The organism is Paenibacillus sp. HGH0039 (assembly GCF_000411255.1).
In the GTDB taxonomy this organism is placed as follows: domain Bacteria; phylum Bacillota; class Bacilli; order Paenibacillales; family NBRC-103111; genus Paenibacillus_F.
Genome location: NZ_KE150414.1, coordinates 44,279 through 61,815, shown reverse-complemented (window position 1 = coordinate 61,815; position 17,537 = coordinate 44,279). Strand labels below are relative to the sequence as shown.

The following is a 17,537-nucleotide window of genomic DNA, read 5'->3' as shown; positions in this document are numbered from 1 at the left end:
CTGCGGATCTGCAGGAGTCCCAGCAGCTGCCGGCCCGTCCACGGCGCGATCGACCCCTGCAGACGAGATCCGGAAGCACCGGTTCCGCGTTCTTCCGCAGTTCGCCTGGCCAACATCGTCCGGACCGCCGGCGGCCGCGCCGACTCTGCGGATCTTCAGGAGTCCCATCAGTTGCCGGCCCGCCCGGTGCCCGATCGTCCCCTGCAGTCAGGATCCGGAAGTACCGGTTCCGTGCCCGCCTGCAGCTCGCCTGGCCTATGCCGTCCGTTCACCGTCTCACGCCGGCGCCGTGAAGTTCCAGAAGGCCAGCAGCTGCAGGAATTGAGCCGGCGAGCTACTGCCGATGTCGAAACGGGGATTAAACAAAAAAGGCCACCGGTTAGCCGGTGGCCTTGCAACTAGGGGATTTTAGAAACGGAGCGAACGGGTACGTTAATTTCGCTCTGTATTGGTTTTTTAAACAATGTGTTGGTTACATTTTGAGTTATTGTATTATCAACAGTTTGGAGCACCTGAAGCGTAACCCCTTTTTGGTCGCTGGTACGGCCTAAATAAGGAGTTGTTCCTTGTCCGACATTACTTGTCCAATTGGCTTTATTTTTCTCCCAAGTTTGTATTGCAGCATCCTCGGGAGAGGAATTGGTGTTTAGGACAAAATCAAATTCTACGGGAGCGCCGGATCCATCTGTTTTAGTAACCACTTGATGATTTTGCATGGCTCCGGCTAAGGTTGCAGCGTCAGCGCCCCCTTGCATCACTGTCCTGGTTTTCATGACCTTACCGGTATCCATTTCAATACCGAATAACAAGCCAAAAAGAAGTATGGCAGCCCACATGAAGATAAAAGGCATAGTCTGTATCCTCCTACTCCGTTAATACTGGTGGTTTAGGTTTTTGTGCGCCGTAATTGGTTTCGATGAACATATTGATAGTCGGGTTTAAGTACTCAGATCCATTGTCGGCTGTAACTTTAATTTCCGGAAAGTAGCGAGCGGAACTATCTGGCACCCCGTACTCACTTCCTGGCCCCCATACATTAAGATTCATTCCATATTGAGCGCTCGGGTCTCCTCCAGAGATTGTGTAATTCAAGCCGCTGGAGACATTCCACGTCACGGATCCGTATGCCGGTACTGTCAAAGTTGGGCTTTTTCCGGAAATCGTAAGTGGTAAATTACGATATTTGGTTTCATACCATGTCCAGCAGCTTTGTGGTCCACATGTGTAATGTGGAATTTGATAAGACTGATTCATCGTACCTTTCATCGTAAAGTTAAGTGTGGTTGTTTTTGGCTTGCTGCTATTATTAGTGACGATGACCGGTGCAGTAAAAGAAGATGTCAAACGAACCGGTTGAGGTATCTTGCCAAACTTCATCTGCAACGATTTTTCGTCGATCGAGACCTGACCGGGATCAGTTGGCTTCAGGACTTCAGTGTCTTTCTTATTATCGTCCCAGTTTGACTCATTTTCCGGATGCTTTTTATCCGGATTTACTTCCGTCTCTACTATCTTTGAGTTATCGCACGGGAGGACCTTTGTGATAATTTTGGGCTCCCCAGGGGTGAGCGTAATCGTTTCGGTAGAGAGAACCCTGCCATCTGCCTTGATTGTTAATTGGGTGCTAATTGATTTAACTTCAGCGGATCCTTCAACCGTCACGCTGATAGTCATCTGGTTGTTTTTATCGCAAACGGCTTTAACCGTCGTTATTTTGAGGTTAGGAGCTCCGGCCTCCGGAATAGTAATGCTTTTTTCCGTAAGCCGGCCAAACCCATCGTTCATGATAAGTTTCATTTCACCGGTCCCCAGAGCAGATCTAATATCTTCTAATCGGGTGTTAAAGCTCTCAGAAAACTCGACATTTGTCCCATCTTTCCAGTCGCCGTCTTTATTGAAGTCTGAAGCTCCCACTGATACATGGAACTTTCTGAGCTCTTTTTCCTTGCCTGATTTATTGACCAGTTTTACATAGTTAGTATGGTCCACGTATCCATAGGCCTTGTAGGTAACCGATAGATTCTTATCGAGCACTTCAGTTTTGGTGAAGCTTGGATAAGGCGTCATTCTGAATATCATAAGACCATGCGGATCCGTAGCCTCCTTGCTCTTGTCATAAGGATACGGTTCCGAGCTTTGGAAAAGGCCTCCCATTTCAGAAGCAATCCTGGCGATAGCAATATTCGTACGGCCATCTACTCTATAAACGCCGAAGCTGTTTTCATCCAGCTTATTGAGCTTATCCATCATCCAGTTTATCTGATAATTTTTTTGCTCCTTTGTGGCGCTGGATGGATCAATGCTGTTCGCTACATCAGGGATTAAAAAAATGTTGCGAGGAATAAGGGCATACCCCGTATTGTTAATATCGGTGTCTCCCCAGTCGGCCGACTTCTCAATATTGTAGTTGTTGAAAGGAATCACTGCAGAAATTTTATCCTCATACCCGTTAAAAAAAACAGCGTTCCAGGTATTTAACTTGGAGAACCTGGTCTTTACTTTCTGATCGAGACCAGTTGTGCCGGATACGTTATAGAACAGGCCGCTGATTTTGTTGAGATACTCTGTATTGGAGTACTGGTATTCTTTTTTTATTTCATCGAACTGCTGCTTAATGGTGAGTTCCATATCACCGGCTTTCGCGTTGCCGAAGTATTTGAGGAATAAGTCGTCCACGTAACTACTTGAGGCGGCCGATACGCTGCTTACCGGTATGAGCAAAATCAGAAGCAGGAAAGCTTGTAAGAAAGCTATTGTTTTTTTCATGGCAATATAAAAACACGCTCTGCGAGAGCGTGTCTTCTACCTCCTCATATTATGTTTTAAAATTTGTTCACAAAACGGTGCGCCTTACCTGTATTTGATTAATCTAAATTTGTGAACTTTATACCAAAAGCCCAGAAAAAAGTAATGTACAAGAAGGCGAAAGGTGCCATTATGAACAGGCTGATATTGGGCTCAGCAGTTATTTTCATACCATCAGTTCTATTTTTATAGACCAAATAGCAGGTTATTCCAACTGCAATTAAAAAACCAATAATAAGATAAACCACTAACGCATACCCAAGAATACTCATACAACCCCTCCGTCCCCAGTTATTTTAAGCCGTCAAAAACTGCCTTAAGTGTTACGGCATTGCCTCGGGCATCTAGTACAACCAGGCCAAGATTGTTCGGCAGGTTATGCGAGGCCAGGTTGCCGTCGGCCGAAGTGGAGTAAATCGTATAGGTTTCTTTGATATCGCCCTCACCGTTTTTGAGAATCGCTATGTCCAGGATGAAATTGGACGATGCTTCGAAAGAGTAATCTTTATTTGTTTCGAGCAGTTGGTTTTTGCCTGGAACGATGTATTTTGCGACAACCCTGTACCCTTCAAATTGTGGGATATGAACTTTCAGCTTTTTAGCGGAGGCATCCCACTTAAGGGCCGGGAAAAAAGAGTCCGCGAGTTTACGGTTTTCCGGATCCGGAGTCCACGTTTCGTAAGGCTTTTTGCCTGGATCTGGAGTAACAATTGGCATTGCAATATCGACGATGCGATCTTCGTTATTCCAGAGAACGGTGGCGCCCAGCGTCTCCGATACGAACCGAAGTGGTACGAAAGTTCTTTCGCCGTCCTTCTCGGCAGGCGCCTCAAGGGTTACCGTCTTGCTGTCTACACGAGCCGTTTTGCTGCCAACATCAATAGATACTCTGTGCCCTCTGAAATCAATCAAAACAGTTTTTGAGCTATCTGCCCAATCTACAGTGGCTCCTAGAGCCTCCGAGACGAACCGGACGGGTACATAGGTTAATCCGACTTCGGATTTGATGTATGCGGGTTCATCGCTTTGGATAATTTTCCCGTTCACATTGACTTTTACGTCGTAGTTGTTGGCAGCCTGAGCGTTCGAAACGCCAAAAACGGATACGCTCAAAACGGCGGTAATGAGAAGTTTCTTAAGTGGATTCTTCATTTGGCATGCTCCTTTGAATTATAATTTTTTCCTTATTGCGAAGCTTTGCTAATGCTTCAGATTCCTGGTATGCCCGAATAACTTGGATCAGTATGGCTGCCAGTAAAAAATACCATGCTTTTGGGCTGTCCGTTTGCAGAGCCAGACCGATATAGGTGAAGGCATATCCGACATACATGGGATGCTTCAGATACTTATACGGGCCAGATGTACAAATACCGCGAGCTTCGGAAAAAATCCCGAACATTCGGCCCAAGGAAATAACAGCCCAGAAAGATAGAATCTGTCCAAGAAGAATCAAAATAAATCCTGGACTGTGTGGCAGCGGAGACTTCACGACATTCACGCCGGCTTCCATTACACATATGAGCAGTAAAACGACCCAAACGAAATTTGTTGGCCGGCGTACTTTTACCTTCGGTGCCGGGGCAAAGATAAGAAGTACACCCTGAACGGCTTCTGTAAAAATAAACAACATGATAGCAAAAACTTGGATGTTAAATTCCTGGATAAGCGTGGTTGCATACCAGGCTTGATGCACTGACCAAAGGCCAAGCAAGATGTTTACGACTTGAATCATTTTATCCCTCCTCACTTATTAACGGGAAGGGAAGAAACTTTTAACTGTTCAGTACAGGGGGCGACTCTTTTTCGACGGAACCGGGGAGAATTTCCCTCGTTGTTGGCACCAGGTTTATGTGCTCTTTCCAAGAACCTGAAGGAATGTTGGGGCAACCCCGTGAGGATGGCCAGGAGTAAACGAAACCCTCAATGTTCTTCTCGCTATCTCGAACAAGAACACGATCGTAGTAATTGCCCCGATCGTTCTCACCTTTGTAGCCTTCAAGATGATCCATTCCAGAGAGCCCTTCGGGTTTGATTGTAAGCCATTCTCCGTAAACCTTGTCTGTTCCACCTATAACTAAAGCCGGGTAACTACCAACGTCATATAAGTGGCCGTGTACGGATCCCAGCTCAAATGAGATAACGAATGGCTCAACAACAAGATGATTTCTACATCCGGATAATAAAGTTCCATACACAAAAACTTTTACAAGTTGGCTCATAGAATTTCTCCTTTATTTGCTTATATTAGTGCTCTTTATCGAATGACTGCCTCTCTTCTTGCTGGCTTAAAACATACGCGAAACCCATTTCTAAAGCCATTTCCATTTGAGCGCGTACAAATTTGTCTGTAGGAATCTCTTTTCCCTTGAAAAGAAGAATTTCCGCCATGAAGAGCTCCTTAATTAAATCCACTCTTTTTAGACTATCTTCCGAATTATCAAGGTTCGAATTCGAATTGATTGACAAAGGAACCTCGATGTTGGAAATAGCGGACAATGGTACTTGATAAAATTCGGCGAGTTGATTCGCTATCTTTATCCCAGGATTTTTAACTCGATTTTTCTCCAACTTATTTAGGTAGCTGGCTGAAATATTAATTTTTTCAGAAAGGGTTTTAAAAGTAAGCTTCGCTTGCTTCCGTAACATACTCAGTGTGCTGCCATAAATGACAATTCCAAAATCGTTCGTTTCCAACGCCGAACCTCCTAAAAGTCCTTGTAGGTTCACCATATCACAAAAGACAAATATTAGGAATAAATATTTCCTTTAGGAAAAAAGCTTGCTGCAAAAATTTTGTTAACCGAAAAGATGCGGCTCTAGCTCTCGAAGCAACCTCTCTGCATCAGCCGCTGTGCCCTCATGATTCAGAACCCGGTAACGCAATTCATCGTCAATTGGACCCCATCGAACAAGCGTCCAACCCTTTACCTCGTCTGCATATCTTTCGCCAAAGGCCAAGGAAAGAATACAAAACGTTTCTTCATCACCGTAACAAGCCAATTTTTCGAGTGGAATTCCGACAGCCACCAGTTTAGATAGATTTTCTTCGTTATTCGCAACTAGGATGTACGGATCCTCGCCGCCTTGCCGCTCGATCACTTCCAGGCTGTTCAGCACGTCCAGAACCACTTGTTTGTTCATTTTAAAACCCCTCTCGTGAGTTACGATTCGTTATATAGCCTCGTCAATCGTTAGTGTCGTTTGTTCGTATTTCAGAAAGCTAAGAGCCTCCGGTATGTTGCTATCCGGGAACCGACTATAGCCGGTGCCGTCTACACTGTCACAGCCGATGTCCCTGGCATAAGATAGTCGCTGAATGCTATTAACCCTACCCATATGAACCCACTTACCGCGCCACTTAGCCTCCCTCACCAACCACCTGACTTCCTGACCAAGTTTGTACTCAGTGGATCCGCCGATAAATACCGCATCAAGTTTACCCCAGGGCATGCATAGCTTTTCTTGCCCGTCCTGAAGAACAAATGCAACTGGGAGTCCGTACGAGTGAATAACCGGTTCCCAGTGGCCAAACATGTCCAAAGTGCCGGACGCATCGCCTACGACATCGGGTGCGGTCACGAATAAAGGATTTGAGCCCCTCATACTGTCGAGCATATTTATAAAGCGATTTTTATTAAAACCGTTAAAACAATCGTTATCTGCCGCCCACGAGATTCCGCTAGTGGCGTAATAAGAGAGGTTGCGAGACCTCGGCGTAAGTAATCCGCCAATATTTGGATCTCCTGCAACTCTTTTCACTGTTTTGGTAGCTCCGCTCACAAGTAGCAGCATCCTATCACCTCAACTGTAGTATTCATGTTCGCTAAACTGGCTCCAGCATGCCACTCTTTTTAAGACGAGGATTACTTTTATATTTGTCCCTCCCAGGAAACTTCATCTTCTTGATTATCGACCCATTCTTTGAAGCTTATCGGGGTGACATGGATAGGGTCTTTATTGATGTGTTGAGCTACATAATTACGAACATTCTTATGCATCACTGCCTGATCTTCACTAGTCGGCAGCTTTTTTACGTCTCCAAAAGATATCTTGCAATAAGCTGCTGCCGACTCTCCTGTATCCGTGTTGTAGGCCATTTCTGCAGCAGGCTCTATTCTATAGCAGAAGTTAATATCGTTCATTGAGGTTCCTCCGTATTAAGATCGTTCGTGCGCTTAGAAACCGGTGAAGTTATCAGCGCCGATCCAGCATTCTTCAGCTCCGTTCTCCCAGGACACTCTAACGTCCCACTCTTTTTGCCCGATCGAATCTGAGGCAGATTTAATTTCTAAAACTTCCCCAACATCGCCATTTAACAGGCCCGAATCTTCAAAGCTGCTTGAACAGAGTTCAACGCTATCGCCTACTTCAAATGGTGGTTGCTGCATATCTTCAATTGCCCTTTTGATTTCATTACGATATTTACGAATGGCTGTTTTAATAACTTCAGCTGCATCGGGATTAGCGTTCTGCCATTGGATCATTTCCAAAATATCTTTCTTCAGTCCATTGATTAACTGTTGCATATTAATCCCTCCATGTACTTGAATATACGGGTAGGAATTTCCTCCCCTAGTTGATGTTTATGAAAATTGGTCATTCATTGAAGATCATTAGCAAGCAGCTCGTTTATTTCTTGCACCGCGAGATCGGCCTTGTCCGTTTCTATTAATATTTTGATAACTTCCAGAGCTTCTTTGATTTTTTCTTTTCCTGGACCCATACCCATTAATAAACCCTCCCTTAGTTGATGTTTACTCATACACTCCCCGCTATGTTACGATCTCGACAAACGGATTAATTACCACTTTCCACTCATTGTGAGCAGGGTCTATTTCATTTTGGATACGCTGCTGTTCTTCTTCGGCTTTATCTTTTGTGAAACAAAAGCATTGAATTTCGTGAATATCCTCCTGGGTGTAATGCTCTTTTACTACTACAAATCCATAATTTTTTCCCAAATCGTCACCATCCTTATAATGTAAAAGGGGTAGCGCTTCTTTTTTTTGGGGCCATGAATATACGTTATCCCTTCGTTTGCTCTTCTTTCGGAAGTGCATCCAGATCCGCCTGGAATTTTGCGATCTCGCCTTCCAAATAGTGCTTGCGCTGTGCAAGGGTAAGGACCACAGCAGGTACGTGTGTTTCGAAGTTATTCAGGGTGTGGTATTCAGTCAGCATCGCGTCGATGGCATCCGTAAGCGTCGAACGGAGCTTTTCGACAGTACCAGCTGGAGACAGTAAGCCGTTAATTTGCCGGATAGCGTGCCTTTTACCTGCCAGCTCTTCCTCCAGCATATCTCGTTGGTGCATGAAATCCGACAGCCATCTTTCCAGCCGCGCTGTGCCGTCGTTCGTTCGGATAAAATGCTGGTGGATTCCATCCTCGATCATGACTACATCAGACAATACTCGTTTGATGTGCGCGAACTTTTCACGTGCAAGCTCGATGTTTGCCATCTCAATACTGCCCAACCGTTGAAGCTGCTCAATGTCGTTCATAGAATACATAGGATTTCCCTCCGATTAATCAGTTTTACAACGTTTAACGTTGAATAAATTTAATAATACAACTTTAAACGTTGTATTACAAGATTTTTACAGCTGATCTCTGAAAATATTTTTAGTTCGATTCCGATTTTTCTGGCAGTTTGATTACCGGAGGATTGGAGGATTTAGCAACCTGTTGCTTGGGGGCTGCCTCAGTCTCGGTTAATTTAGCCTTTACCGGATTTTTTTTCTTTGAGCCGGCGATGTTAGGCGCCGGCTCTTTTTCGGATGTTTTTTTCTCAGCCGGCCGACGCCTATTTTTAGCTGGTGGGTTCGGTTCAAGATTTTGCAATTCAGGTTCCGGTGTCGTTAATGCTTCCGCTGGTTGTCTTGTATTGACCACCTTCGAGATGTCGGAAGATCCTTGATCGGTAGGGATTGCAGATTTTCGATTCGGAATACTAAGGGTTGGTACTTTTTCGCCCTCACTTATTTTATTTTTACTTTGGGGTTCCTCTTTTTGTGGCAATTTCAGCATGGGGACTGAAGGTCCAGAAGTTCGCGTTTGAACCTTGTCAGAATTCGAAATATTAGGCTCAGCAGCATTCGGTTGCGGTGACAGCTTGTGCTCTCTTTCCTCGCGCAGCCAATTTGGTATCGCAAGTACGTCGTCATTTGCTTTTTCGGTATCAGCTATTTTAGTTGCAGCCGGTGTTGAAGATGAAGATGTCTGCGAACCTGGAAGATCAGCGAAGTCTCCTGCAGCACTCGATCCCGGAGCCGGTGCAGCTGTATGAGTTGAATCATTCTCCGCGTGCTGAGAACCTTTCGGGACCACAGGTGCATCCGAGGCAGCATCCGTTATCGGTTCAACAGGCGGTACAGCTGACGGCCTAACAGGTGGAACTGGAGAAGGCGGCACAGCCGGTGGATCAGCGGTCGCCGCCGTCGTCGATGGCTCAGCCGAATTCGTAGCAGCTGCAGAAGACGATGCAGCTGGAGGCTCAGCTGAGTCAGGCGTAGTTGGCGGACCATCCGACGAAGGTGTAGCCGGTGGCTCAGCTGAGTCAGGTGCGGCTGCAGAAGACTCAGTAGCCGGACGAGTAGTTGAAGCCGGCGAGGCTTGATTTGCTGCCACAACAGGCTGAGGGTTCGGTAAAGCAGATGGTAACGACGAACCAGAAGTAGGAGCTGGTGGAGGTAGAGGGGCCAGATTTGCTTTCGTTTGCCGTTTAGCCTTTACCGACTTCTTCTTGCCTGTAGATCCCTCCTCGTTCTCTTCCCCGTCTGTTTCCCTTCGTCTCCTTTTTCCACTTTCATGGCCAGAGTTTTGACCAGAAGCAACCGCCTGTCTGGAGTTCCATTTTCGGTAGATGTACCATAAAAGAATTATCGAGAGTACAAACACTGCGGGATAAATAAACAGATCCACAGCGAAACTGTTCCAAAGATTTTTTACGGCTGAAGATATGAGCTTCGCAAAGAATAGTGTAAATCCGAAATATGCGCCAAGTACTACCTTTATAATCAAGGAGCCGACAAGGGCTTTAACAAACCATTTTAGGAGTGCCTCGCTATAGGCCCATGGCATAAGTGAAATAGGAATAATGAATATTCCTGAAACAACGGCAGCAAGGAAAATTAAGTGGGCTATGAGTAGAAGGGCTCCGATAAAAAAGAAAAATAAGGCTGTGAAAAGATTAGAGATCATCGCAAAAGAACCAATCATTAGCCTTGTATAAGAATTGAAAGCTGCTTGTGAATGGGGATAGTCATCTGAGTTGATAATCTCTGCCAAGCCGTTCCGCGCCTTATGTTCTGCAGGGAACCTTAAGAAAACATCTTTCCATAGCATACCTTTTTTGACCCAAGCAGCCGAATCTTGCGGAATACCAAACCAGGAAAGAACGGATCCGGAAATTCCTGAGTTACTAATGGCCATCTGAATTTTGTTCACTTCTTCATCAGACTTAACCTTCATTCCAGTTTCTCCGAATTCACCTGCTTGCCATGGGCCTTCTACCAGCTTAGTCCATAGCTCTGAGAAAACAGTTTCGTTATTTTTGTTTATTTCTTCACTTGTCGTCTTATTGGTGTCATCACTGGGGTTCATTGTCCAGTTGGTAGTTGCAAAAGAAAATATGCCCGTTACGTGTGTTATTTTTTCAAGGTAGGCTGCTGTTCCAAAGCTTTTGAAAAAAACCAAACACAAAATGGCGACCAATAAAAAAGAACCCCTCTTTAAAGCACGAGGGATATCCCTTTTGGCAAAATCTTTTAGTAGAACAGTACCGGCTACTATGGCAAAAATTGGCCATATTTTATTTTGAAATGCATTTTCTTCTATAGCTGTCGCAATTACTTGCAGAGGTTGGAGCCATGTACTTGGATCGTATCCTAGAGTCAGAACAAAAATGGATATATTAATTAGACTTGCTGAAAACATAATAAAGCAATTTGCTATTGTTAATATGAAATCATATCTAGCAAGAAAACCTGTAGAATCCCAACTGAAAGCAGAGATCGGATAGTTAGTTCCCGTGAACGAAGGTGTCTTCATTAAGGGATCGTTATTGATCTCAATAGTTGCTTCAGTTTTATCCTGATTACTGTCCTGGGAACCTTCTGCTGAGACATGGAAATTTGAACTCTGCATTACTAGCATAAACATCATGAGAAATACTAGAACAAGCTTTCGCATTAGCATAAGGATTCCTTTCAGAAGACGTAAGAAAATTGTTCATGCTTTATCTTCGAATTGTCTGGATTGCTGTCAAAGTATTTCATAAGAATTTGGGGTACAACTTCCACCTGAATCTCAGCAATTCGTCCTTCCGGGTCTCTGCACATGCCTTTACCTTTAGAATAATCGGCAAATTTTTGATCCCATACGGAAGAGTATTCGTCCTGCATACCCAGCAGCTCCATAGCAGCCTGTACTTGCGTGGAGGATTCGAGGTGAAGCATAAACTTCCAGGCAAAAAGACCTGTAGTATCTTCTTTTTGTTCAATTGAGTAATGATCGGTTGGATTCTGGCTGGCGAAAATAGGGATCATGTTCTCCGAACGTGAGAAGCGAAGAGCTTCATTTTGAAGCCGAACTCCTTGCTCGAATAAATCGAGCACCCACTTTTCATCAATCGACAAAAACTTTAATATATGCCGCGGCAATTTCATTAATTTCCGTAAGCCTAAAGATGCTACGGCATACATAATCGCGACGCTATAGCGCTGTGATTCTGTCCAAGTTGAGCGTTCATGATTTCGCGCTGGCATGGTAAGGTCTCGGGTGACCGCAATAATAAATTGAGCATTAAAACTATCATTGTCACCCGTGCCAAACATAAACTCACCAATTTCATGTTGTTCCATAAGCTGAACTTTTTGAGCAATTTTAAAGGCGATTTCTTTTAGATATTCTTGTGGGGACTTATTGGCGATATCCATAAGAGCTTGATAAAATCCGTTCATATCTAAGCATCCATTTTTATAAAGTCTCTCGACGGCTAAATTAATAACCGTTTCTTTGTCATCCTCACTCTTGGGATTAAAAGTGATATCCATCATGGCACGAGCATCTTCAACGGTTCCTAACTTGAACGGGGAAAACCGAGTGTTCTCACCACGGATAAATTTGAGCATTTTAATATCAAATGGCAGCTGAAGCATTGGATCGGTGTCACCTTTTGGATCCACAAGCAAACCGTATGCTCCCCAAGATGCCAGAATTGTTGACAGGTACTTCAAAAGGGCTGATTTCCCACTTCCGAGCGTGCCGGCAATCATGATAGCATTAGTCGAATTCAGTTCAGTAGCAGGTCGCTTTGGATTACACCAGACGGTCCTTCCTCCTTCTGTCTGCCTGCCAAGCCAAAACCCAAATGGATCACCCAGCGCTTTAGTGCCCAATAAAGCAGATGCACCAAGAACGCCAGGATCCATTGGTATTTCCCAAGAGCTTGGCAAAGGATCGCCAAAAGGATAGAACGACTGAAACATCGGTTTCATGTCACCGGGGGCCTGGATTAATAAGTGGTAATTTTGAGCTGCATTTTTAAAACTGGTTATACGTTTCTTTAGGGTTTTTTCATCAGAAGCACCCAATGCAAAGACTGTTTTAACATGTAATAACGGCTGTGTACTACGGAGTTTTTTCTTTAAAGTTGGAATGGCCGCCATATTTTCCTCTATTTCTAATGGAATTTCTTCTCCATTATCCTGCCACTCCTCATACTGAGCCGTAGCCGTTTTAATCTTCTTTCCTAAATTATCAAGAGCTTTACGGTGCTCCTCGACTTTAATATGGACAGCTACATCCACTGGAAAATTTAAATTCTCGGTTATTCCATAGATCCATTCACGCCCAGTAGGATCATCCGGGGGGATTGGAGAAGGAACATTAACCGTAGAAAAATACGTCTGATGGCTAGTAAGGTCGTCTGCATGTTCGAAGAGCAGCCTTGTAGCTTTTTCACGTGCTTTCACGTCTGTGAGAGAAAGAATGATGGAGCGAGATGGACGAATCCAGTGTTGTCTGCCGTGTGCGATTGCTTGAATCGGCATAGGATCAGGCAGAGAGCATTTAGGATCTGGAAGACCTCTAAAATATCCCTTTTTAAGCCACCATTCAATTAGAGCGAGGTTTGCTGTCTTAACCTTACCGAGTGGCCCTAGCTTAGTATACCAATCCTCAGCTTCATTCTTGGCAGCTATTAAGGAATCGGACGGAATCATCTCTCTCCCCTTCGTCATCTGATCTTTGAAGTCCACAATACCCTGAAAAGCTTGCTTCACCCAATCTTTCCAATTTTCGCTCGTTAAGTCTATGGAAAATCTTTTCTGCAGCAGGGGAACAATCAGCAAATTGACTTTTGTAAAAGGCAAGAGATGATGGAGATAATTTTTTACTTCTTTTGTGTGTGCGTTCCAGATGGGTGCTTCTGAAAATTGGCGCATTTTTTCTTCAATCTGATCTGCAGATAACTGGCGTGTCAAAATGTTCAACCAGAATTCTCCGGAGAGATTATCGAAACCATGGGCCACCGTGTTGATAATATTTCTTTGAATATTTAAGGATTGATTCTCATATGGTTCTGATTCAATCTCAAATACAGCAAAAGCCTCACCTCTAGTAGTAAAGATCCGGTTATCTTCGATATGCAGCAATGGCATCATAAAAAAACCTCCCTCGTTATTTACGAGGGAGGGAAGAAGGAATTGGCATTATTTTTGGTGGCACACTTTTTTCTGTTATCCCACCATCTTTTATGTCATATGATCCTGGAGGCAGCAAGTCGCCTTTATCGTTAATGGTGACCAATCCATATTTGTCTACTGATATTGAAGCTTCAGTTTTTAATTCAATGAATTGAACATGACCTTCGGCGGGAAAGCTGCCTATCCTGTTGCCTTCAATTAAAGTGAAATCGAGGTTGAAATATACTGGCTGGGGATGATTTTTTGTTCTACGTCTCCTCTCAAAGCCATCATGGACTTTACTTCTAAATCTGTACTTTAGATAATCGGAAAGAAACTGAATCATAAACTTGCCAGCGGGATCTAGCTTTCCAAGACGATAAGAAATAAACCCACTGGCAGAAAGTCCTATTAAGTATGAACTTATTGGGATAAATTGAATCAATAAATTTCCTATAAAGAGTGTGCAGGGAATCCAAAGAATCAACGTAAGCACGGCAACATCAAGGGTAATGCTGACACCCCTTGGAAGTCGGATTTTTTGATGTCCGTGGCCAAAGGATGAAATTGAAGGCCTGATTCTATATAGGTTGCGGTAAGTACGGTACATTACTTGCCTCCGCCTGCTCCACCGGTTCCATTACCACCGACGTTACCAGAGACGCCGCTAATAAGTGCTTTAAAGGTTCTTACAAAGCTTTCCATGTCGAGGAGTACCCAACCAACAATTACAGAAAAAATAAGCCATGGAATCAATTTGGCATATTCGTGTTTAATAAACATGGTTAAAAGATTTTTCCCCATTACGGCTAGAAAAATCACACCTAAAATTCTAAGAAATAATTTGACTGCACCATCTAAAGGCGCAATTCCAGTAGTGAGTTCGTCAGCAGCGTAACCAATTGAAGCTAGGGAGAAGAAGACAACGCTAAATAGAGCAAAAATTTTGAGTTTCATGTTTTTCCTCCTAGTATAAAATCTTGTTTAGTACAGAAATGGCCCCTTGAGGCAAGAAATTCATAAAAGTCGTCCAGACCGTACGACTCAGAGGGCCTAAGACGGGAATGCTTTGAGCTGATTTTTGGAACAAGAATACAAAGAAAAACACGCTTATGATTACTAAGCATGTTCTAAAGGCAGTCTCCACAACCGAATCAGTTGTTATCCCTACAGGCGATATCCGGAAACGCCAAGGAATCGGCCATAAGAGCTCCACACCCTCGACATTAAAGAGATCGAGGATTGGATGGCTGGCATAGCCGATAAGCAGAGACCATTTGATCACATCCGGAACGGGCAGCGTGAGAAGGCTCAACAGGTACATCATCAGCAGGGAATGGGTAAAAGTTCTATGCCGCACTCCTATATTCTGAAGAGCCCCCGGGATCAAGGGAACACGCTGGCCTATAAAGGATTGGGGCTGGTCTATATCCGCGGCCGGACCGGCGAAGTACCCAGCAAATAAGGCAGCTGCTGCTTCCCAGGAAAGCAGAGGCTGCTTAAAATGAATGAGTACCAGTTCAGCGGCAATTAAGCCGGCAATATGATGAGTTTTGTAGATCATCTGAGTTTCCAGTAAAGCTCGTTACGATGATCGACTTTAATTATCCCGCTGGGTATATGAACCGTTAGTAAGACTTCATCTCCCTTATTGGCCTTTGCGGCAGCCAGTAGAGATTGGATAAACGGTGACTGTTTGGTTTGCAAATACTTCCCTCCTCTTTAATGCCTCCAGACTTTGTAAATCTCGTATTTCCCGTTCTCGTTTCGATTAAAATCGACCATAAATTGTTGAGGGAACAATGAAAGCGTTACGGGATCCTTTACGATTACTGTAAGGACGGCTTCATATTGATTTTGCTTCTCGTCAAGGACATAAATTTTCGATTTAGCAATCTTTTGATACTCAACAAAGTTACCCATCGGTTCAACATCGGCATTGTTGCTGACCATGTTACTTAAATCAGCCGCCTTTTTAGCGGAAAGATAATTACTCATGAACGAGGCAATGAAAGGATCGGCTGTTTCATACATTTCCGGGGTTACTTCCTTGGCATTCCTATCGGATCGTTTACCGGTGTCATACGGCGGAAGAATAACAGGTTCTCCATCAATCAAGGCGCCGGTATCGGTCCTTCTAACCGGTACGTTTAATGAGATATGCCGGAGATCTGGGCTATCTGAGATTTCACACCAGGCGTCTATCGTCACCACGGAATACTGATCGCTCTTTCGATTTACTTCGAGAACATAGATTTCCTTTACTGTCTGGCTTTTTGAAGGCTGAACCCAGTCTTTCATCTCGAAGTCCGGGAAAAAACGTTTCAACTGCTTTTTCCTTTGTTCAAGCGTCATATCTTTGCTTAGCGTGAGCCATTCCCTTGAAAAGCGCTGCGCTAAGGTAGTGTCCCAGTTAGAAATTGGCTCCGCGGCTAAACTACTCGATTCCTCTCCTCTCGGAAATAAGTTCATGATTTGACCTACGCCGCCCAGAGCGGCAAGGATAACCAAAATCCAAATTAATTTATTCGATAGTTTACGAATCACTATTTTCACCTCCCCACTTTATAGCGGGGAGGGAAGAAGAAAACGAGCCTAAAAAGGCTCGTTTCGGGGATTATTTAACTCTTTGTATCAATTCTGTTTCATCTTTAAGCAGAAAAAAAAGTTTGTCGGGACCAAGTAAGCCATTTTTCACATTTCTATGTATGTATCCTTCAAAATCCATATGCAGCTTACTCGAGTAATACTGATTCCATTGCTCAAGAAATTCCTCGATGCAGTCAATGACAAAAACATTATCCGCATCATCCTGAGTGTTTAAGTAAGGCTTCAATTTCTTATAGATGGTCGAAATACAAATGCGAGGAAGTTCAATAACTGTGTCATCCCGCATTCCATTGCGCCGAAGGAATACAGATATCTTTTTACTCGTTAAATCAAGTGTTCTCTTTCGGCTCATGCAATCACCAAATAAGTATTTTTTTCTTATCATAAAATCACCTGCCTCCTATACATATTCGGGATGGAGAGAGGAATTTCGCTACGTAAAATTATAGCATAAGCCCATTAAGCCGGCTCAGTTAAGTCAAATAGGTTTGATTTTTGAGCGTGTTTTTCTTACTAAATTTACTTTTTTGGTGTACAATGAAGAAAATGAGTTACTTGGCGAGTCAAAATCGTCAATTGAAGGGAAGAAAACTTCCTTTCAAAGAAAAAGAGCAAAGAATGCTGTAACATTCTTTGCTCTCACACAATATGGGCATTGACATCTCTTCCTCGTGCTCAAAGTAAAAACCTACTCCCGGCTACCAACCATGGGTAGGTTTTTTGCTGTTCATTTTATGAAAAAGGATGTCCGATGATGTAACGCTTAGTTGTACTTGAAAATGAAATTCAATAGCCCGATCAAGAAGTTGCACGATAGTAATACCAGCTGTGCCACTTGAAGAGATGTATGATTTTTTTTCATGGCTTGTCCTCCTTTATTTTTCTGAGGAAGGAGAGCCATAAAACCCATATATTGTGCTGGTTTTATTATACAACACAATATAAACGTAATAATAATGAAAACGCGGCAAAAAAAGAGGGGTTATATATATTTGCATTCCAGATAGCTCTCTTTTTCTCTGTTATGCTATTTATTTCGCATTAGTCAAACGGCAGTTTTTCGACATTAATTGAATCATATATGAAAGACCCCCCCTCAAGAAATGGCATGTTCTTATATTTTTTTGGGATCCTTAAAAGTTCACTTTACCCTAGGTTCGATTCGGGAAACCAATGGCGAGCCAGCGTCTTTGTGTTTCAGAAGATGACCAGCAGTTGAGCAGTCCGCGCCAGCTCTGCGGATCAGCAGGAGCCCAGGCAACTGCCGGAGCAACCGCGCCCCGATCGTCCCCCTGCAGACGGGATCCGGAAGCACCGGTTCCGCGCTCTTCTGCAGCTCACCTGGCCAACGCGGTTCGGTCCGCCGGCTACCGCGCCGGCTCTGCAGATCTGCAGGAAGCTCAGCAGTTGCCGGCCCGTGCGCGGCCCGATCGTCC

General features: G+C 44.0%; 21 protein-coding genes. All 21 read right to left on the bottom strand.

Annotated elements, in window-relative coordinates:
* Positions 1 to 398: 398 nt before the first annotated feature.
* A complete protein-coding gene (locus HMPREF1207_RS27960) occupies positions 399 to 851 on the bottom strand; it encodes a Tad domain-containing protein (RefSeq protein ID WP_009676291.1) in 453 nt (150 codons plus the stop codon).
* 13 nt (positions 852 to 864) lie between these two features.
* On the bottom strand, positions 865 to 2,766 hold the full coding sequence (locus tag HMPREF1207_RS27955) for a hypothetical protein (RefSeq protein ID WP_009676288.1): 1,902 nt from the start codon (positions 2,764 to 2,766) through the stop codon (positions 865 to 867).
* A gap of 98 nt (positions 2,767 to 2,864) precedes the next feature.
* Positions 2,865 to 3,077, bottom strand: a complete 213-nt coding sequence (locus HMPREF1207_RS27950; protein ID WP_016424257.1) for a hypothetical protein — start codon at positions 3,075 to 3,077, stop codon at positions 2,865 to 2,867.
* Positions 3,078 to 3,096: 19 nt separating this feature from the next.
* Positions 3,097 to 3,957 carry a copper amine oxidase N-terminal domain-containing protein gene (locus HMPREF1207_RS27945; RefSeq protein ID WP_009676298.1) on the bottom strand — a complete coding sequence of 287 codons (861 nt, stop codon included), beginning with the start codon at positions 3,955 to 3,957 and terminating at the stop codon, positions 3,097 to 3,099.
* Positions 3,941 to 4,537, bottom strand: coding sequence for a methyltransferase family protein (locus HMPREF1207_RS27940; RefSeq protein ID WP_009676289.1), 597 nt, complete (start codon positions 4,535 to 4,537; stop codon positions 3,941 to 3,943). The genes HMPREF1207_RS27945 and HMPREF1207_RS27940 overlap by 17 nt, the downstream gene beginning before the upstream one ends.
* Before the next feature lie 40 nt (positions 4,538 to 4,577).
* Entirely contained in the window at positions 4,578 to 5,024 is a 447-nt protein-coding gene (locus tag HMPREF1207_RS27935; RefSeq protein ID WP_016424256.1) for a gamma-glutamylcyclotransferase family protein, read from the bottom strand.
* Positions 5,025 to 5,049: 25 nt separating this feature from the next.
* Positions 5,050 to 5,499 (bottom strand): helix-turn-helix domain-containing protein, encoded by a 450-nt coding sequence (locus HMPREF1207_RS27930; RefSeq protein ID WP_009676295.1) that lies wholly within the window; start codon positions 5,497 to 5,499, stop codon positions 5,050 to 5,052.
* 102 nt (positions 5,500 to 5,601) lie between these two features.
* Positions 5,602 to 5,946 carry a hypothetical protein gene (locus HMPREF1207_RS27925; RefSeq protein WP_009676290.1) on the bottom strand — a complete coding sequence of 115 codons (345 nt, stop codon included), beginning with the start codon at positions 5,944 to 5,946 and terminating at the stop codon, positions 5,602 to 5,604.
* 30 nt (positions 5,947 to 5,976) lie between these two features.
* Positions 5,977 to 6,585, bottom strand: coding sequence for a hypothetical protein (locus HMPREF1207_RS27920; protein ID WP_051167903.1), 609 nt, complete (start codon positions 6,583 to 6,585; stop codon positions 5,977 to 5,979).
* An 89-nt stretch (positions 6,586 to 6,674) separates the two neighbouring features.
* A complete protein-coding gene (locus HMPREF1207_RS27915; RefSeq protein ID WP_009676293.1) occupies positions 6,675 to 6,947 on the bottom strand; it encodes a hypothetical protein in 273 nt (90 codons plus the stop codon).
* Positions 6,948 to 6,980: 33 nt separating this feature from the next.
* Positions 6,981 to 7,331 (bottom strand): hypothetical protein, encoded by a 351-nt coding sequence (locus tag HMPREF1207_RS27910; protein WP_009676294.1) that lies wholly within the window; start codon positions 7,329 to 7,331, stop codon positions 6,981 to 6,983.
* 74 nt (positions 7,332 to 7,405) lie between these two features.
* Positions 7,406 to 7,567 carry a hypothetical protein gene (locus tag HMPREF1207_RS29570; RefSeq protein WP_155977433.1) on the bottom strand — a complete coding sequence of 54 codons (162 nt, stop codon included), beginning with the start codon at positions 7,565 to 7,567 and terminating at the stop codon, positions 7,406 to 7,408.
* A gap of 10 nt (positions 7,568 to 7,577) precedes the next feature.
* Positions 7,578 to 7,766 (bottom strand): hypothetical protein, encoded by a 189-nt coding sequence (locus tag HMPREF1207_RS27905; protein WP_009676292.1) that lies wholly within the window; start codon positions 7,764 to 7,766, stop codon positions 7,578 to 7,580.
* Between the two features lie 64 nt (positions 7,767 to 7,830).
* Positions 7,831 to 8,316 carry a hypothetical protein gene (locus HMPREF1207_RS27900; protein WP_009676296.1) on the bottom strand — a complete coding sequence of 162 codons (486 nt, stop codon included), beginning with the start codon at positions 8,314 to 8,316 and terminating at the stop codon, positions 7,831 to 7,833.
* 112 nt (positions 8,317 to 8,428) lie between these two features.
* Complete coding sequence (locus HMPREF1207_RS27895; RefSeq protein WP_036740767.1) at positions 8,429 to 10,996, bottom strand: MFS transporter; 2,568 nt, start codon at positions 10,994 to 10,996, stop codon at positions 8,429 to 8,431.
* A gap of 17 nt (positions 10,997 to 11,013) precedes the next feature.
* Entirely contained in the window at positions 11,014 to 13,470 is a 2,457-nt protein-coding gene (locus tag HMPREF1207_RS27890; protein ID WP_009676046.1) for an ATP-binding protein, read from the bottom strand.
* A 16-nt stretch (positions 13,471 to 13,486) separates the two neighbouring features.
* Complete coding sequence (locus tag HMPREF1207_RS27885; RefSeq protein ID WP_016424252.1) at positions 13,487 to 14,101, bottom strand: TcpE family conjugal transfer membrane protein; 615 nt, start codon at positions 14,099 to 14,101, stop codon at positions 13,487 to 13,489.
* On the bottom strand, positions 14,101 to 14,448 hold the full coding sequence (locus HMPREF1207_RS27880; RefSeq protein WP_016424251.1) for a hypothetical protein: 348 nt from the start codon (positions 14,446 to 14,448) through the stop codon (positions 14,101 to 14,103). Before HMPREF1207_RS27880 ends, HMPREF1207_RS27885 begins: the two co-directional genes overlap by 1 nt.
* Positions 14,449 to 14,458: 10 nt before the next feature.
* Positions 14,459 to 15,055 carry a metal-dependent hydrolase gene (locus tag HMPREF1207_RS27875; protein ID WP_016424250.1) on the bottom strand — a complete coding sequence of 199 codons (597 nt, stop codon included), beginning with the start codon at positions 15,053 to 15,055 and terminating at the stop codon, positions 14,459 to 14,461.
* Positions 15,056 to 15,213: 158 nt separating this feature from the next.
* Positions 15,214 to 16,038, bottom strand: a complete 825-nt coding sequence (locus HMPREF1207_RS27870) for a conjugal transfer protein (protein ID WP_009676050.1) — start codon at positions 16,036 to 16,038, stop codon at positions 15,214 to 15,216.
* 70 nt (positions 16,039 to 16,108) lie between these two features.
* Entirely contained in the window at positions 16,109 to 16,486 is a 378-nt protein-coding gene (locus HMPREF1207_RS27865; protein WP_016424249.1) for a hypothetical protein, read from the bottom strand.
* Positions 16,487 to 17,537: the final 1,051 nt, after the last annotated feature.

Bases quoted from the DNA above. Each gene is read 5' to 3' on its own strand.
- HMPREF1207_RS27960 (WP_009676291.1), bottom strand. From the start codon at position 851: ATGCCTTTTATCTTCATGTGGGCTGCCATACTTCTTTTTGGCTTGTTA.
- HMPREF1207_RS27955 (WP_009676288.1), bottom strand. From the start codon at position 2,766: ATGAAAAAAACAATAGCTTTCTTACAAGCTTTCCTGCTTCTGATTTTG.
- HMPREF1207_RS27950 (WP_016424257.1), bottom strand. From the start codon at position 3,077: ATGAGTATTCTTGGGTATGCGTTAGTGGTTTATCTTATTATTGGTTTT.
- HMPREF1207_RS27945 (WP_009676298.1), bottom strand. From the start codon at position 3,957: ATGAAGAATCCACTTAAGAAACTTCTCATTACCGCCGTTTTGAGCGTA.
- HMPREF1207_RS27940 (WP_009676289.1), bottom strand. From the start codon at position 4,537: ATGATTCAAGTCGTAAACATCTTGCTTGGCCTTTGGTCAGTGCATCAA.
- HMPREF1207_RS27935 (WP_016424256.1), bottom strand. From the start codon at position 5,024: ATGAGCCAACTTGTAAAAGTTTTTGTGTATGGAACTTTATTATCCGGA.
- HMPREF1207_RS27925 (WP_009676290.1), bottom strand. From the start codon at position 5,946: ATGAACAAACAAGTGGTTCTGGACGTGCTGAACAGCCTGGAAGTGATC.
- HMPREF1207_RS27915 (WP_009676293.1), bottom strand. From the start codon at position 6,947: ATGAACGATATTAACTTCTGCTATAGAATAGAGCCTGCTGCAGAAATG.
- HMPREF1207_RS27910 (WP_009676294.1), bottom strand. From the start codon at position 7,331: ATGCAACAGTTAATCAATGGACTGAAGAAAGATATTTTGGAAATGATC.
- HMPREF1207_RS29570 (WP_155977433.1), bottom strand. From the start codon at position 7,567: ATGAGTAAACATCAACTAAGGGAGGGTTTATTAATGGGTATGGGTCCA.
- HMPREF1207_RS27900 (WP_009676296.1), bottom strand. From the start codon at position 8,316: ATGTATTCTATGAACGACATTGAGCAGCTTCAACGGTTGGGCAGTATT.
- HMPREF1207_RS27895 (WP_036740767.1), bottom strand. From the start codon at position 10,996: ATGCGAAAGCTTGTTCTAGTATTTCTCATGATGTTTATGCTAGTAATG.
- HMPREF1207_RS27890 (WP_009676046.1), bottom strand. From the start codon at position 13,470: ATGATGCCATTGCTGCATATCGAAGATAACCGGATCTTTACTACTAGA.
- HMPREF1207_RS27885 (WP_016424252.1), bottom strand. From the start codon at position 14,101: ATGTACCGTACTTACCGCAACCTATATAGAATCAGGCCTTCAATTTCA.
- HMPREF1207_RS27880 (WP_016424251.1), bottom strand. From the start codon at position 14,448: ATGAAACTCAAAATTTTTGCTCTATTTAGCGTTGTCTTCTTCTCCCTA.
- HMPREF1207_RS27875 (WP_016424250.1), bottom strand. From the start codon at position 15,055: ATGATCTACAAAACTCATCATATTGCCGGCTTAATTGCCGCTGAACTG.
- HMPREF1207_RS27865 (WP_016424249.1), bottom strand. From the start codon at position 16,486: ATGATAAGAAAAAAATACTTATTTGGTGATTGCATGAGCCGAAAGAGA.